General features: G+C 65.9%; 13 protein-coding genes. 7 read left to right on the top strand and 6 right to left on the bottom strand.

Features of this window, described 5'->3' with window-relative positions; all coding sequences use genetic code 11:
- Positions 1 to 19: 19 nt before the first annotated feature.
- Positions 20 to 1,504 (bottom strand): efflux transporter outer membrane subunit, encoded by a 1,485-nt coding sequence (locus N5C88_RS16350; RefSeq protein WP_059371292.1) that lies wholly within the window; start codon positions 1,502 to 1,504, stop codon positions 20 to 22.
- Between the two features lie 195 nt (positions 1,505 to 1,699).
- Between N5C88_RS16350 and N5C88_RS16355 the strand changes: the two genes are divergently transcribed.
- The gene (locus N5C88_RS16355) at positions 1,700 to 2,317 is read left to right on the top strand and encodes a TetR/AcrR family transcriptional regulator (RefSeq protein ID WP_059371293.1); all 618 of its coding nucleotides are present in this window, start codon (positions 1,700 to 1,702) and stop codon (positions 2,315 to 2,317) included.
- Positions 2,318 to 2,413: 96 nt separating this feature from the next.
- Positions 2,414 to 3,988 carry a cyclic diguanylate phosphodiesterase gene (locus N5C88_RS16360; protein WP_280015790.1) on the top strand — a complete coding sequence of 525 codons (1,575 nt, stop codon included), beginning with the start codon at positions 2,414 to 2,416 and terminating at the stop codon, positions 3,986 to 3,988.
- A 3-nt stretch (positions 3,989 to 3,991) separates the two neighbouring features.
- Here N5C88_RS16360 and kch read toward each other — a convergent pair whose 3' ends face one another.
- Together kch and N5C88_RS16370 are read right to left on the bottom strand one after the other, a co-directional pair.
- The gene (gene kch, locus N5C88_RS16365; protein ID WP_054452010.1) at positions 3,992 to 5,203 is read right to left on the bottom strand and encodes a voltage-gated potassium channel protein; all 1,212 of its coding nucleotides are present in this window, start codon (positions 5,201 to 5,203) and stop codon (positions 3,992 to 3,994) included.
- 429 nt (positions 5,204 to 5,632) lie between these two features.
- Positions 5,633 to 6,448: a winged helix-turn-helix domain-containing protein gene (locus tag N5C88_RS16370; protein ID WP_280015792.1), complete on the bottom strand. Its 816-nt coding sequence runs from the start codon at positions 6,446 to 6,448 to the stop codon at positions 5,633 to 5,635.
- Positions 6,449 to 7,109: 661 nt separating this feature from the next.
- Here N5C88_RS16370 and N5C88_RS16375 point away from each other — a divergent pair.
- Positions 7,110 to 7,505 carry a helix-turn-helix transcriptional regulator gene (locus N5C88_RS16375; RefSeq protein WP_118931395.1) on the top strand — a complete coding sequence of 132 codons (396 nt, stop codon included), beginning with the start codon at positions 7,110 to 7,112 and terminating at the stop codon, positions 7,503 to 7,505.
- Here N5C88_RS16375 and N5C88_RS16380 read toward each other — a convergent pair.
- The gene (locus tag N5C88_RS16380) at positions 7,486 to 8,634 is read right to left on the bottom strand and encodes an acyltransferase (protein WP_059371297.1); all 1,149 of its coding nucleotides are present in this window, start codon (positions 8,632 to 8,634) and stop codon (positions 7,486 to 7,488) included. The two genes, N5C88_RS16375 and N5C88_RS16380, sit on opposite strands and share 20 nt — an antisense overlap.
- Before the next feature lie 304 nt (positions 8,635 to 8,938).
- Here N5C88_RS16380 and N5C88_RS16385 point away from each other — a divergent pair, with 304 nt between their 5' ends.
- The 3 genes from N5C88_RS16385 (at position 8,939) to N5C88_RS16395 (ending at position 11,223) form a co-directional block, all read left to right on the top strand.
- A complete protein-coding gene (locus N5C88_RS16385) occupies positions 8,939 to 9,469 on the top strand; it encodes an META domain-containing protein (protein WP_054452006.1) in 531 nt (176 codons plus the stop codon).
- Between the two features lie 132 nt (positions 9,470 to 9,601).
- Positions 9,602 to 10,399 (top strand): META and DUF4377 domain-containing protein, encoded by a 798-nt coding sequence (locus N5C88_RS16390; protein WP_118931394.1) that lies wholly within the window; start codon positions 9,602 to 9,604, stop codon positions 10,397 to 10,399.
- A gap of 86 nt (positions 10,400 to 10,485) precedes the next feature.
- Entirely contained in the window at positions 10,486 to 11,223 is a 738-nt protein-coding gene (locus N5C88_RS16395) for a sulfurtransferase (protein ID WP_059371300.1), read from the top strand.
- Positions 11,224 to 11,295: 72 nt separating this feature from the next.
- On the opposite strand, the gene metG is transcribed toward N5C88_RS16395, so the two are convergent.
- Both metG and N5C88_RS16405 read right to left on the bottom strand, forming a co-directional pair.
- Entirely contained in the window at positions 11,296 to 13,362 is a 2,067-nt protein-coding gene (gene metG / locus N5C88_RS16400) for a methionine--tRNA ligase (RefSeq protein WP_059371301.1), read from the bottom strand.
- A gap of 252 nt (positions 13,363 to 13,614) precedes the next feature.
- Entirely contained in the window at positions 13,615 to 13,890 is a 276-nt protein-coding gene (locus N5C88_RS16405) for a hypothetical protein (protein ID WP_006226181.1), read from the bottom strand.
- A gap of 101 nt (positions 13,891 to 13,991) precedes the next feature.
- Here N5C88_RS16405 and apbC point away from each other — a divergent pair, with 101 nt between their 5' ends.
- On the top strand, positions 13,992 to 15,080 hold the full coding sequence (gene apbC / locus N5C88_RS16410) for an iron-sulfur cluster carrier protein ApbC (RefSeq protein ID WP_059371302.1): 1,089 nt from the start codon (positions 13,992 to 13,994) through the stop codon (positions 15,078 to 15,080).

Raw genomic sequence — 15,080 nt, forward strand, 5'->3', positions numbered from 1 at the left:
GGGATCCTTGGTTATTGGTTTATCGGGGGCTGGCGGCTGGGGCGGGAGTGGAGGCGGTCTGCGCCGCGGGCGCCGCTTGCGTGCCGCCGCCCAGCGCCGCGTACAGGCGGACGCGGCTGGACAGCAGGGCGCGGCGCGTCTGCGCGAGCTTCTGCTGGGCGGCCAGCAGATCGCGCTGCGCGTCCAGCACCTCCAGGTAAGGCGAGGCGCCATGGTCGTAGCGCAGTTGCGCAAGGCGGGCGCGTTCGCTCTGCGCCGCCACGGTGGCGCGCAGCACGTCCACCTGTTCGGCCAGCCAGTAGCGCGCGGACAGCGCGTCGGACACGTCCTTGAAGGCGGTCTGTATGGTCTGTTCGTAGGCGGCCACGGCCTGGTCTCGGCGCGCTTCGGTCAGGTCCAGGTTGGCCGAACGGCGGCCGGCATCGAAGATCGGCAGGCTGATGCTGGGCGCGAAGTTCCAGGCGCGGCTGCCGCCCGAGAACAGGCCGTCCAGCTCGCTGCTGGCGGTGCCGAACGCGCCGGTCAGGGTAATGGTCGGCAGGAAGGCGGCGCGGGCCGCGCCGATATTGGCGTTGGCGGCCTGGAGCTGATGCTCGGCGGCGACGATGTCGGGGCGGTTGACCAGCAGGTCCGAGGGCAGGCCCGCCGGCAGCTCGCGCATGACTGCGTCGTCATCCAGATGCGTGGGCAGCTTGGGCAGGTTCAACGGCGCGCCCACCAGCAGCTCCAGCGCGCTGGCCTGGGCGGCGCGGGTCTGTTCCAGGTCCGCGCCCAGCGCCTTGGCCTGCTGCCATAGCGTTTCGACCTGGGTCAGGTCCAGCTTGGAGATCGCGCCTTCCTCGAAGCGGCGGCGGAAGATGCGCAGCGACTCTTCGCGCGAGGCGATGGTCTCGCGGGTCAGCGCCAGGCGTTCGTCCAGTTCGCGCAGGGACAGGTAGCTGTCCGCCACTTCGGCGATCAGGCTCAGCGTCGCGGCCCGCGCGGCCGCATCGGAGGCCAGGTAGTTCTGCAAGGCGGCATCCTTCAGGCTGCGTACGCGGCCCCAGAAGTCCAGTTCCCAGCTGGCCATGCCCAGACCCACCTGGTATTGGCTGGAGACCAGCGGCTGTCCCGTGAGGTTCAGGTCGCCCGGCACGCGGGCGCGGGAGCCGTCCGCTTGCACGCCTATGGTGGGGAACTGGTCGGCGCGCTGGATGCCGTACAGCGCGCGCGCTTCTTCCACGCGCAGCAGGGCGCGGCGCAAGTCGCGGTTGTTGTCCAGAGCGGTGGATATCAGCGTCTGCAGCGCCGGATCGGGGAAGTAGGTCCGCCAGCCGATTTCGGCGGCTGCCGCGGCGTGGGCCGCTGTCGCTTCAGGCCCGGGGGTTGAATACGCGGCGGGCACGGGCAGGGCGGGGCGCTCGTAGTCGGGCGCCATGGACACGCAGCCGCTGGCCAGCAGCGTCAGCAGGGCTGCGGGAACGAGGCGCGTGGCGATCGTGGCCGGAAACGGGCGGAGTGTCATGCGGGGTCTCTCCAGCGCAGGGGCCGGGCGCGTCCCAGGGCAGGCTTGTGGTCGCCGCCTTCGGGGCGGACCCGATACCGGGTTCGTGCTTGCAGATATTGTGCAGTGCGGCGGCTGCGCATTCCTTGATCAGAATCAAAGTAGCGACTGACTGGTCGGTTTTTAATGAATTGCACATGTACAGGGAGCAGAGGGATGGTCATGCAGCGCCGTCGTCTTCCTCCGGCGGTGCGGGTCGGGCAGATCCTCGACGCCGCGCTGCAGGAGTTCTCGCAGGCGGGCTATGCCGGCGCCAGGATGGATGACATCGCGCTGCGCGCTGGCCTGTCCAAGGGCGGGCTCTATGCGCATTTCGAGAGCAAGGAAGCGGTCTTCGAAGCCCTGCTGGCGCGCCACCTGAGCCCCTCGCGGCTCGACATCGACGCGGTGGTGGATGGCGCGCAGTCGCCGCGCCATCTGGCCGAACGCATCGTCAACCATCTCTACGTCAGCCTCGGAAATCCGGCCATGATCAGCACCATGCGGCTGCTGTTGGCCGAAAGCGGGCGCGTGCCCCATCTGGCCGCGCGCTGGCGGCAGGAGACCGCGCAGGCGCATCAAACCGACATCGCGCGCCTGCTGGAGCGCGCACGCGACCGCGGTCTGTGCGCCGATTGCGTGGCGCTCAAGCATCCCTGGCTGCTGCTGTCGCCCATTGTTCATACGCTGGTCATGTCCGCGCTGATGGGGCCTGACGAGCGCATCGACCTGCCCGAACGGCGGCAGGCGCATGTGGCGCTGATCTGCGAACTTCTGCGCCAGGGACCCGCCTGACGGAGCGATACCGAGTTCCTTGACGCTGCGCCCGGCTTGGTGTCCTATCCAGAGTGGTCGCGCGGCGGCCATGCACGACCTACGCGGCGAGGTGACATGGCGACATCGGGAGTGACCGGCGACACACCGTCCTGGCGTTATCTGCCAGTGGCCCTGGCTTTGGTGCTACCCATCCTGGCCTGTGTCGGCTGGACCTGGCTGCAGGCGCACAACGCGCAGCGGCTCGAAGGCGAGACCGCCGCGCGCATCGTGCGCGCCCAGGCCGAGAGCATCCTCATCCAATCCCAGGACATGTTGGGGCGGGTGGCGGAACAGGCTGGCAAGCCTTGCGACGAGGTGCTGCCCATGCTGCAACGCTGGGGCGCCCTGAATCCGTATTTCCGTTCCCTGGTCCTGGTGCGCGACCAGCGCGTCTACTGCTCATCGGCGGTAGGCGCCGTGGACGCGTCGCTCGACGATTTCAGCAAATGGATAATCAACGTCGTGTCGGATCACTGGCAGATCTCGGTGGCTGGCACCCCCTTGGCGCCGGAGCGTCCGGCCATCCTGATAGGCAAGTCCGGCGCCGACGGCCATGGCGGCATCGTGGTGGTGGATGGCCGTTACGTGCAGGACCTGGTGAATGCCGTGGCCACCATGGACGACCTGCAGCTGGAATTGGTCGTCGGCAGGAACGGCGCGCCGATACGCAGCGATTCCTGGGGCGGCGCGGCGGCGCGCGCGGTGCCGCTGCGCGACGGGGACGACGCCACCGCGACGGGCCTCAGGGTCAACGTCCTGGCGCCGCCCGAAACCCTGGTGCGCGCGTGGTCGCGGTCCATGACGACGTATCTGCCGGTGGCGCTGCTGCTCGGCCTGGGCCTGGCCGTGGCCACGCACCGGCTGCAGGTCAGCAGGCGTTCGGTCAGGGAACGGCTGCGCCGCGCCATGGCGGCCGGCGAGTTCCTGGTGCACTACCAGCCCGTGTACGGGCAGGCCACGGGCCGTTGCGAGGGTGTGGAGGCGTTGATGCGCTGGGAGCGGCCGGGTATCGGGCCGGTACGTCCGGATGTCTTCATCGCCGAGGCCGAAGCCGAGGGCATGATCATTCCGCTGACCCAGCACCTGCTCACGCTGATCGTGCGCGACATGCGGACCTGGCCCACGCCGCCGGATTTCCACATCGGCGTGAACATCGCGGCCGAGCACTTGTCCAGCGCGGAACTGCTGTCCGACGTGCAGTCCTTTGCGGCCCAGGTCGCGGCGCGGCATCCGCTGGTGGTGCTGGAGATCACCGAACGCAGCTTGATCACGGACAACGGGCAGGCACGACGCAACATCGATGCCTTGCGCGCCCAGGGCCTGCGCGTGGCGATCGACGATTTCGGCACCGGCCACTGTTCGCTGTCGTATCTGCAGAAATTTCCGGTGGACTACCTGAAAGTCGACCAGGGCTTCGTGCAGGCCATCGGACCCGCGGGCGAAGAAGCGCCCGTGCTGGACGCCATCATCACGCTGGCGCATCGTCTGGGGCTGTCGGTCGTGGCGGAAGGCGTGGAAACGCCCTATCAATTCGACTACCTGAAGGCGCGCGGCGTGGCGTTCATCCAGGGCTATCTGTTCGCGCGGCCGATGCCGTCGGCCGAATTCGTGCGCTGGTACGCCGGGCATGAACAGCCCGGCGACGCATAGTCCTCAGGCGGCCTTGCCGTTGGGGGCGGCCTTGGCGAAGAACAGGTCGGTGATGCTCTGGCTGTCCATGGGCTCGCCATTGATGGCGCGGGCCAGCAGCTCGGCGCCCAGCAGTTGCACGGAGAACACCAGGTCGGGGTTCACCCGGCGGATCTTTTCCAGGTGCTTGCTGGTGTTGACCAGCGCGACCGTCTTGGCGCCGTTTTCGCCGCAAGCTTCCTTTGCTGCCAGCACGATGAAGGCGTTCTCGGCGTCGTCGTCGCGCAGCGCCAGCACGTAGCGCGCGCGCGTCACGCCCGCGTTGTGCAGCACGTCCACGCTGGACGGGTCGCCTTCGATCAGGTCCGTGGCCGCCGGATATTCCTGCGGCACGCCGGGAGGCACGATGACGGTGACTTCGTCGCCGCGGCGGCGCAGGCCGTCGTAGACGCTCATGGCCAGGGGCGTCGCGCCCGCGATGATGATGTGGTTTTTGCGCATGGCGGTGGAGAACCTGCCTTTGACCAGCCGTTTCAGATTGCCGCCGATCACCGGCCCGGCGATCGCGCTGATGGAGGTGGCGAAGATGGTGATGCCCAGGATGATAATCGACGCGGTGAACAGCCGCGCGGTTCCGGTGTGCGGGGTGATGTCGCCATAACCGACCGTGGACATGGATACGATGGAGAAGTAGAGCGCGGTGGTGGCGTCCGTGATGGGCGGATTGAATTCGTTGCCCAGATAGAGCGTGCCGAAGACCGCGTAGATCAGCAGCGACAGCATGCTGACCAGGGCGAACAGCGAACCGGCGGTCACGCTGGCGCGGTCGAAGCGGCGCCAGTAGGCGATCAACGCGATGACGAGGACCAGCGTATAGATGCCCAGGCCGGCGCGGCCGCTGTCTCCCATGATGGCGAAGGTGCCCACGCCGATCAGCAGCACCAGCGAGAACGCCCAGGCGATGCGCGCCTTGAGGATCAGTCCCAGCGCAATGACCTGCAGCCCCACGCCCAACACCAGGCGCGGTATCTCCAGCAGGCCCACCACGCGCATGACCTCATGCCAGTTGTCGATGGCGAGCCAGAATCCGTACTCGCGCGCCCGCACCTCGCGCAGCACCGGATGCATGAAGGCATAGCCGTCCAGCGCCACCAGGATGGCCAGGCACCAGTTGGGCGGAAACAGCGCCAGCAGTTTGCGCAGGCGGTGCTTGAGAGGAACGGGCAGTGTGGGCATGGCGTTGGCGGGAACGGGTCCCAAGTCCTTTGCCGGCATTGTAGGGGGCGTGCCGCGCTATATCAGATATGTATGGAAGGCTATCAACAAAGAATTACTGGAAACCTGTCCGAGGTCCTAAACTTCGTGCATCAAGCGGCTATCCATGAGGAACGCCGCTGATAAGGGCGGGACGCCCGCTGTTTTAGCAAGCGGACGAATCGCCAGGCGTTGATCACGTTGCAGCCTGTGCAGGGACTAGAGACCCGGCCCAGGTTCACGGTCTGACCGTACGTGAGTATGAGGCACGAATGTTGGAATCGCGTGATCCAGGTAGTAGGCATCAGTGCCGGCTGATGACTCCAGGCTCACGTGTTGTTTTAGCGCGGCGTCTTAGCCTTTCGAGGCAGCGCCGCGTTTTTTTCGTCCAGGCCCGTTGTGGGCCGGACCTCAGATGGACGCGTTCGCGTCCGCCGTTTCGCGGCGCCAGTCGCCCTGGGCCTCCAGGCGGCTTTCTTCCCCGGTTATCCGAAAATCCAGGTCCAGCGCGATGTCCGCTGCGAACATGTAGCCCCAGCCGTGCACGGCGCGGATCGGCAGCGTCATCTGGTTGGCCGTCGCCTTGCGCCGCAAGCGGCTGATCATGACGTCCACGAAACGGCGCCGCGAGATGCCGCTGTCGGCGTCGTCCGCGCCGTCCGCGTAGAAGGCATCGCGGCTGACCTTGCGGTCGGGCGCGTTCACCAGCCGCGACAGGAAGTCGCGCTCGCCGGTGGTCAGCCCCAGCGTGCGGCCCGCGGGGCTGATCAGGGTCCAGCCCTTGTTCGCAAGGCGCCAGGTGTCGTGCGCGGATTCATCCGGCGTGTGTCCGTCGGCTGCGGAGTCCGCGCCGTCCAGGCCGACCGCGCGGCGCACCAGCGCCTGCAGCGCCGCCGCCAGCTCCAGCCCGGATACGTCCGGGGGCAGGCAGGCATCCGCGCCGCAGAGCAACGTGCGGATGCGGCTTTCGGCATCGGCGAATGCGGCGATGGCGACAATGCCCAGGCCGCGGTCCACGGCGCGCAGCCGGACTGCGGCATTGTGGATGTCGGGCAGCGGCGCCTTCAGCACTACCAGCGGGCAGGGGCGGCGCGAGTATCTGTCGTAGACGTCGGCCAGGTCGTGGCAGCGGCGCACGTTGAAACCCAGGTGCGAGAGGGCTTCGATGAGTCCCGCATGCCGCGCGTCGTCGTGACCCAGAAATATGACATCCAGCGTGTTGTTCATTGATGCTTCCAATGAGGAGACCGGCCTGGGCGGCTGTGCCTGATGCCTAGGCGTGGCGCTGCGTGTCATGCCCGTCTCCCTGTGCTGCGCGCCGAGGCGCGAGAGCGCCGGGCGGTGTTGTTCGGATGGGCGCGAGGCCGGGGGGATTGCCCCTGGTTTCGTGCTTATGCCGATGGCCGCCCATGCTTCGATGCTGCTTGGAAGTCACGCCCGTGTTTCATTTAAACACGGGCGTGTTTTTTTGTGAAGATACGTTTCTGTAGTTTCTGACAGTAACAGAAAGCGTGGGGGCTGCGCCATGGAAACGCTTGAAATACTGTTTGTTTTGGGACGCGGGTGTTAACGCATTATGTATCGCCGATACATTATTTTCGATTTTGAATACGTGAAACGCCATAAACTCGCCAGGCTTTTGCCCCTGCAGTGCGCTTGCAGGCCGAGGGGCGCCACCGCGCCGTGATACTGGTTGGCCTATGCAAGCCAATGATAGATATGGTCTTTTTGATGGCGCCTCGGCCTTCTGCGAGGCGCTTGGAACCGGCTTGATGCGTGCGCAGGCGGCCGCAAGGCGCGATTTACGGATTAGCCCCGCAATTGGGGCGCAATCCGTTTATTTGGCGCCAGTATTGAGATGTTTTAATCAAAAAATAAATTCTTATTAATGTCTCAGGTTGATCGATTGGACACGTTTAGCCATCGTCTGCGCAACGCAAGAATGCTTCAGGGATGGACTCAAAAGGACTTGGCGGTCGCAAGCAACCTGTCGCAAAGCGCTATCGGCAACTACGAGAGCGGGCAGCGCCGGCGGCCGTCCAGCGACGCCCTCATCAAGCTGACCCGTGCGCTATGCGTCAATCCCATGTGGCTCAGCACCGGCGAAGGGCCGATGCTGAACCCGGAGCCGGGCGCCATCCAGGCGGGCGCGGAGCGTGTGGCGCTCCCTGCCGCCTGGCCGTTCGAATCCATCTCCTATGCCACCTATGCGCGCCTGAGTTCCCAGGAAAAGCGGCAGATCGAACAAGTGCTGGCCGCCTACATCAAGGCACGCGGCGAATAGACCCGAGGGGCTGCGCGGGGGCGCCAGCGGGGCGCCGCCTGGCGTCGGACGCAGGCGCTGGATCGCGGTCGTCGGTGCGCAGGCGGCTGCGCAGGCGTTCGATGGGGTCCGCAATCACGCTGTTGAGCAGGGCCGAGAATGCGATGGTGCTCGTGATCACCAGGGCCATGAACAGCAGCGGCTGATCCAGATGCGCTTCTTCAAGCAGCCACTTGAAGAACATGATCACCAGCGAATGGCAGATGTAGATCGGGTAGCTCAACTCGCCTATCGCCTTGTCGAGCCTGTGGCGCGACTGGAACAGGAAGGCCAGCGGCAGCAACGCCGCGAACAGCAGCACGGCCAGACCGTCGCGCACATTGTGGTTCATGGCGATCGAGAAATGCAGCACACAGTAGGCCGCCAGCACGGCCGTGCCGATTTCCGGCAGGCGCTTGATCCGCTGCGTCCAGGCCTTGTAGCGCGGCAACAGCACCTGGTGCGACAGCGAACCGAGCAGGAACAGAGCGAGTTCCGTCGGGAAGAACCGATACGTCCAGGGATCGCTCAAGCCTATGCCCGTGGCGATCAGCACGCCGCGCAACGCCAGCGATGCGGCCAGCAATGCCAGCAGCCGGCGCGGCGAATGCAGGATGAAGGGAGCGACCAGATAGAAGCTCATCTCCACGCCCAGCGTCCATGCCTGCGGCACCAGCAGTCCTTCGTAAAGCGGAACTTCGCTGTGCGCGAAGCTGCCGGTGAACTTCAGCGCTGAATGTTCGATGCCGAAGAACATCAGCCAGTCCTGACCCATGATGAAAATGTTGGAGAGCACCAGGAACAGCTCGGCGCTGAAGGGCAGCGCGTCGTAGATGCGGAAGAATGCGCCGCCGCTCATCACGTGCGCAGCCAGCGTCAGCGCCGCAACGGCAAGATAGATCGGGAACAGCCGCAGGAAGCGGTTTGCATAGAACTTGCCCACCGCGCCTTGATAGTGGTCGGTGGCGGTGAGTACATAGGAAATCAGGAAGCCTGAAATGACGTAGAACAGCTGTACCGCGAGACGGCCGCCCACCAGATGATCGGTGGCGCCTGCGCCCAGATGGTCCAGCACCACCGACAATGCCAACAAGGTTCTCAAAAAGCCCATCGCCGTGTCTCCCCGGATTGATCTTATTTTTGGCCCCCGTGAGGAGCCGGACACCTGCGCCTGCGGTCGTTGCGATCGGCTTCCGCGCTTGCATGCCGGCCTGGCACGGATGGCGATCTGTACTGATTCTGCGCGTCGATGTGCGCCGCCGCCATGGGGCGTTCGATGCAGCAAGGCCATGCAATTGGAGCGTGGTCCCGCAACGCCGTGCTGCTTTTGGATACCGCTTATGGGCTGAGAACACGCATGCGGGACCACAAGGCCGGTTACAGTCGAGGGATGTGTAATTGATGGAGTCCCGTACATGTCCAAGCTCTTGTCCACGCGCTGCCGCCTGATTGCCCCGGCTCTGCTGGCCGCGGCCCTGGCGGGTTGCGCCGGATCGACTGGCGGCGCGCGCCCGCAAGGCGCGGCTGCGGCCAACGCCGCCAGCAGCGCGGATTCGCTGGCCCAGACCAGTTGGGAACTGGTGCGTTGGACCCAGGCGGGCGGCGCGCTGCGCGACATTCCCCATGGCGACAACGGCGAACCCGTGCGCCTGACGTTCCTGGCGCAAGGCAAGCAGTACCGCGTCAATGGCTTTTCCGGCTGCAATCGCTACATGGGCACCTACAAGCTCGAAGGCGGCAAGCTCTACATCGACGCCCCAGCCGCCACGCGCATGGCCTGCCCCGCGCCGGAACGCGCCCGTCTCGAGGCGGACTATCTGCGCGGCCTGGCGTCCATCGACACGTTCACGCTGGACAACGGCGGCGCGCCACGGCACCTGACTTTCAATCTGCGCGGCGGCGACGTGCTGGAGTTCGCGCGGCGCCAGGACCCGCCCACCCCCTGACGCGGCCGGCGGGGCGCGCATCAAAGAGTGTTAAGCCGTGAATAACGGTGCCGGGGCAAGCCTACAATGGCGTGGTCCGGCCCGCCGCCTTGCGCGGGCGCTGCATTCCTCGCTTTTCCCCGGGAGACTCTCATGCCCTTTTCCGCGTCTTTGCGCTGGCTGGCGCCTTGCCTGTTGTCCATCGGCCTGGCCGCCTGCTCCGCGCCGCCTCAGCGCGCCGCGGATGGCCAGGATCCGCGCTTCCAGCCCGCTTCCGCATCCGACATGCTGGCGCAGACCAGTTGGGACCTGGCGCGCTGGACCTTGCCGGGCGGCGGCTTGCGGCAGATTCCGCATCCGTCCTCCAATTCGCGTCCGCTTACGGCGAGCTTCATCCATGACCAGGGCTCGCCGCGCATCTCCGGTTTCTCCGGCTGCAACCAGTACAACGGTTCCTACACCGTCGCCAACGGCTTGCTGATCGTGCAGGGACGTCCGGTGTCGACCAGGATGGCCTGCGCGCCGCAGAACATGAAGCTGGAGCAGGATTTCCTGGCCGCGCTCACCAGCATCACCGCCTCGTCGGTGGACAACGCCAACAATCCGCAGCGCATGACCTGGGTGCTCAGCTCGGGCGACCGGCTGGACTTCGGGCGTCGCACCGACCCCATCGCGGGCGGCCAGCAGGGGCCGACCAAGCTGGTCTACGTGAACTCGGAGCGCGTGCCTTGCACCGCCGGCGCGGGCCGCGCCATGTGCTACCAGGTGCGCGACAGCGCCGGGCAGCCCTGGCAGCTCTGGTACGGCGAAATCACGGGCTTCAACTTCCAGCCTGGCGTGCGTTACCGCCTGCGCGTGGTCGAGGTCCGCAACCCGAATCCGCCGGCCGATGCGTCGACGGTGCAATGGGTGCTGGACGCGGTAGTCGAGCAGGAAATCGTCAATCGTTGAGCGGGATCAAGCGGGGCGGCGGGTGGTAAAAACCGCCCAGCGTTTACTATTACGCCTTTCGTCGCCCGCTTTTTTTCCGCTTTTCCATGACTTCCGTCGTCAATATCGCCGCTTACAAATTCGTTTCGCTGGATGCCCTGCCCGAGCTGCGCGCCCGCCTTCTGGACGAGGCCGGCCAGGCCGCGCTCAAGGGCACCATCCTGTTGGCCGAAGAGGGCATCAACCTGTTCCTGGCGGGTTCGGCGGATGGCATCGACGCGTTTCTGCGCACGCTGCGCGCCGATCCGCGCTTCGCCGACCTGGAAGTCAAGTTCAGCCATAGCGCGGCAGTGCCGTTCCGCAAGCTGCTGGTGAAGATCAAGCGCGAGATCATCCGCATGGATCATCCGGCGATCCGCCCGGAAGCGGGCCGCGCGCCCGGCGTCGATGCGAAGACGCTGGCGCGTTGGCTGGAGGCCGGCGTGGACGACGCCGGACGGCCCGTGGTCATGCTGGACACGCGCAACGCTTTCGAGGTCGACGAGGGCACCTTCACGAACGCCATCGACTGGCGCATCGAACGCTTCACCCAGTTTCCCGCTGCGGTACAGGCGCACCGCGCCGAGCTGGAAGGCAAGACCGTGGTCAGCTTCTGCACCGGCGGCATCCGCTGCGAAAAGGCCGCGATCTACATGAACGAGGCCGGCATCGAACACGTCTACCAGCTCGACGGCGGCATCCTCAAGTACTTCGAGGAAACCGGCGGCCCCGGCTATGACGGCAAATGCTTCGTCTTCGATGAGCGCATTTCGCTGGATCCGGCGCTGGCGCCCAGCAAGGCCTGATGTACCGCGCTTAGTGACAAAAAGCCCGCCGATTTGAACTGGCGGGCTTTTTGCATTCAGCGGGGCGCGGGATCAGCGCACGCGCATGCCGGGCTTGGCGCCGGGGAACGGTTCCAGCACGTAGATGCCGGCGTCCACGGACTCATCCGCATGGCTGGCGGCCAGCACCATGCCTTCGGATACGCCGAACTTCATCTTGCGCGGGGCCAGATTGGCCACCAGGACGGTCAGCTTGCCGATCAGGTCTTCCGGCTTGTAGGCGGACTTGATGCCCGAGAACACGTTGCGGTGGCGGCCTTCGCCCGCGTCCAGCGTCAGGCGCAGCAGCTTGGTCGAGCCTTCCACGTGTTCGCAATTGACGATCTGCGCGATGCGCAGGTCGACGCGCGCGAAGTCGTCGATGGAGATGGTCTCGGCGATGGGCTCGCCGCCAGGCACCACCACGGGGGCGGCGGGCGGCTCGAACAGGTCTTCCAGCATCTGCGGTTCGACGCGCTGCATCAGGTGCTTGAAGGGCGCCACGCGCTGCGGCAGCACGGCGGCATCGGCCCAGGTGAAGGGCGCCTGCGCGCCGAACAATTCCAGGGCCACGCGTTCGGCCAGTTCGGGCAAGACCGGGGCCAGCATCACGGACAGCGCCTTGAAGCCCGCCAGCGAGCGCGAGCAGATGTCCTGCAGGGCGGCCTTCTGCGCGTCATCGGCGGTGGCGATGCCCTTGGCCAGCACCCAGGGCTGGGCCGTGTCGAACGCCTGGTTGATGCGATCGGCGTAGGCCATGATTTCGCGGATGGCGCGGTTGTACTCGCGCGCCTCGAACGCGGCGCGGATGGACTCCGCCTGTTCGGCGTACTCCGCGGCCAGCGCCGAGGTGTCGCCCGAATAGCCGAGGACTCCATCGAAATGCTTGGTGATGAAGCTGGCGGCGCGGCTGGCGATGTTGACGTACTTGCCGATCAGGTCGCTGTTGACGCGGGCGATGAAGTCCTCGGGGTTGAAGTCCATGTCTTCGACCCGGGCGTTCAGCTTGGCGGCGATGTAGTAGCGCATCCATTCGGCGTTCATGCCGAGTTCCAGGTAGCGCAGCGGCGAAATGCCGGTGCCGCGGCTTTTGGACATCTTTTCGCCGCTGACAGTGATGAAGCCGTGTACGTTCACGGCGTCAGGCGTCTTGCGCCCGGCGAACTTCAGCATCGCGGGCCAGAACAGCGCGTGGAAATACACGATGTCCTTGCCGATGAAGTGGACCTGTTCGGTGGGGCCGGCAGGATCGAGCAGCGCGTCGAAGTCCATGCCCTTGACCGCGCAATACGACTTCAGCGAGGCCAGGTAGCCCACGGGCGCATCCAGCCAGACGTAGAAGTACTTGCCCGGCGCATCCGGGATCTCGATGCCGAAGTAGGGCGCGTCGCGGGAAATGTCCCAGTCGCCCAGCTTGGCCTCGCCATCGTCCGAGCCCAGCCATTCGCGCGTCTTGGCCAGCATCTCAGGCTGCAGGTGCTTGCCGCCGGCGGCGTTGGAGCCGGTGGTCCATTGCTGCAGGAATTCCACGCAGCGCGGATCGGACAGCTTGAAGAAGAAGTGGTCCGAGGACTTCAGCACCGGCGTGGCGCCGGTCAGGGCCGAGTACGGGTTGATCAGCTCGGTGGGCGCGTAGACCGCGCCGCAGACCTCGCAGGAATCACCGTACTGGTCCTTGGCGTGGCACTTGGGGCATTCGCCCTTGATGTAGCGGTCGGCCAGGAACATGCCCTTGACCGGATCGTAGAACTGCTCGATGGAGCGGGTTTCGATCAGGTCCTGGGCCTTGAGCGCGCGGTAGATGTCCTGCGACAGCGCGACGTTCTCGGCCGAATCGGTCGAGTGCCAGTGGTCGAAGCGGATGTGGAAGCCGTTCAGGTACTGCGGGCGCTCGGCGGCGTAGCGCGCCACCAGGGCCTGCGGTGTGATGCCTTCCTTTTCCGCCTTCAGCATGATCGGCGCGCCGTGCGCGTCGTCCGCACCCACGAAGTGCACCGTGTGGCCTGCCATTCGCATCGAACGAACCCAGATATCGGCCTGGATGTACTCCATGATGTGGCCGATGTGGAAAGATCCGTTGGCGTAGGGCAGCGCTGTGGTGACAAAAAGGGTGCGAGACATGGTTGTCTTTGGAGGTTGAGGGAAAAAAGGGGTAGGCCGGCCATTTTAGGGCAACCGCGCAGACTTGCCGGACAGCGGCCCATCAATGGCTCAACCCGCCCTTCGCGGCAGGCGAATCAGGCGGGTTGCGAAAGAATGCGGGAATGGGCGCCGATACAGGGGAGCCGGCCGTCCGGCAATTCCGCCGTGCGGACGCACAAACCCATGGCCCGCTTGCGCCGCGCGCGGCGCAAGCATGCGGGAAAGCCGCCGTCAGCGGATTTCGCGGGCTTCGACGTCGATCACGTCGCCGCGCGGCTGCGTGGCGAAGGGGGCGGTGGCGGACTGGAACGGTCCCGGGCGGGCGCCTTGGCGCTGGCTCCAATAGGCGCGCACGCCGAAAGGTTTGCCGCGCACCTTGGCGACCACGTACAGGATCGCCACGGCGATCGCCGTGGAAAGCATGAACACCAGCGCCATCGCCATGCCGATCAAGGCCAGGGCGGCGAATAGGACGGCACGAAAGAAGCGGATAAGTGTGTTGGTCATGAAGATCGGATGCAAAACGCAGGGAAAGGTTCCCGGGTATCCGCTATCCTTTAGGGGATGGCGGGCCGCAGAAGCCGCGCTGCCTACGGAACCATAGTGACATGAGTATAACGATAGAACAAATTCGCGCCGCGCTGCGCGCCGCGCAGGACCCGAATACCGGTATGGATTTGGGCGTTTCTGTAAAAGATCGTGACATCAAGCTGGAAGGCGGACGGGTTTCGCTGGCGCTGGAGCTGGGGTATCCCGCCGACGCCGCGCGCGCCCAGGTCCGCGACATCGCCGTGGCGGCGCTGGCCGCGGCCGGCGTGGCCGATGCCCAGGTTGAAGTGAGCTGGAAGGTCGCCGCCCATGCGGTGCAGAAAGGCCTGAAGCCCTTGCCCAATGTGCGCAACATTATTGCAGTGGCATCTGGCAAGGGCGGCGTGGGCAAGAGCACCACGGCCGTGAACCTGGCCCTGGCCCTGGCGGCGGAAGGCGCCAAGGTGGGTGTGCTGGACGCCGACATCTACGGCCCCAGCGTGCCGACCATGCTGGGTATCTCGGGCCGTCCCGAAAGCCTGGACAACAAGAGCATGGAGCCGCTCACTGGCCACGGCCTGCAGGCCAACTCCATCGGCTTCCTGATCGACGCCGACTCGCCCGCCATCTGGCGCGGCCCGATGGTGACGCAGGCGCTGGAGCAACTGCTGCGCCAGACCAATTGGCGCGACCTCGATTACCTGATCGTCGACATGCCTCCCGGCACGGGCGACGTGGCGCTGACCCTGGCGCAGAAGGTGCCGGTAGTGGGCGCCGTCATTGTCACCACGCCGCAGGACGTGGCGCTGCTGGACGCGCGCAAGGGCTTGCGCATGTTCCAGAAGGTTGAGGTGCCGATCCTGGGCGTGGTCGAGAACATGGCCATCCACATCTGCTCGCAATGCGGCCATGCCGAGCATATCTTCGGCGAGGGCGGCGGCCAGCGCATGGCCGAGCAATACCAAACGCCCTGGCTGGGCAGCCTGCCGCTGACCCTGGCGATCCGCGAGCAGACCGATGCTGGCTCGCCGACCGTGGTGTCGGATCCGGGCAGCGAAGCCGCGGCGCTGTACCGCGGCATTGCCCGCAAGCTGGCGGCTGGCGTGGCGGCGCTTCCCCGCGACATGGCTGGGAAATTCCCGTCCATCGTCGTGCAGCAACCGACCTGA

It is taken from the genome of Achromobacter sp. GD03932 (assembly GCF_029839485.1).
Taxonomy (GTDB): Bacteria; Pseudomonadota; Gammaproteobacteria; order Burkholderiales; family Burkholderiaceae_B; genus Achromobacter; species Achromobacter bronchisepticus_A.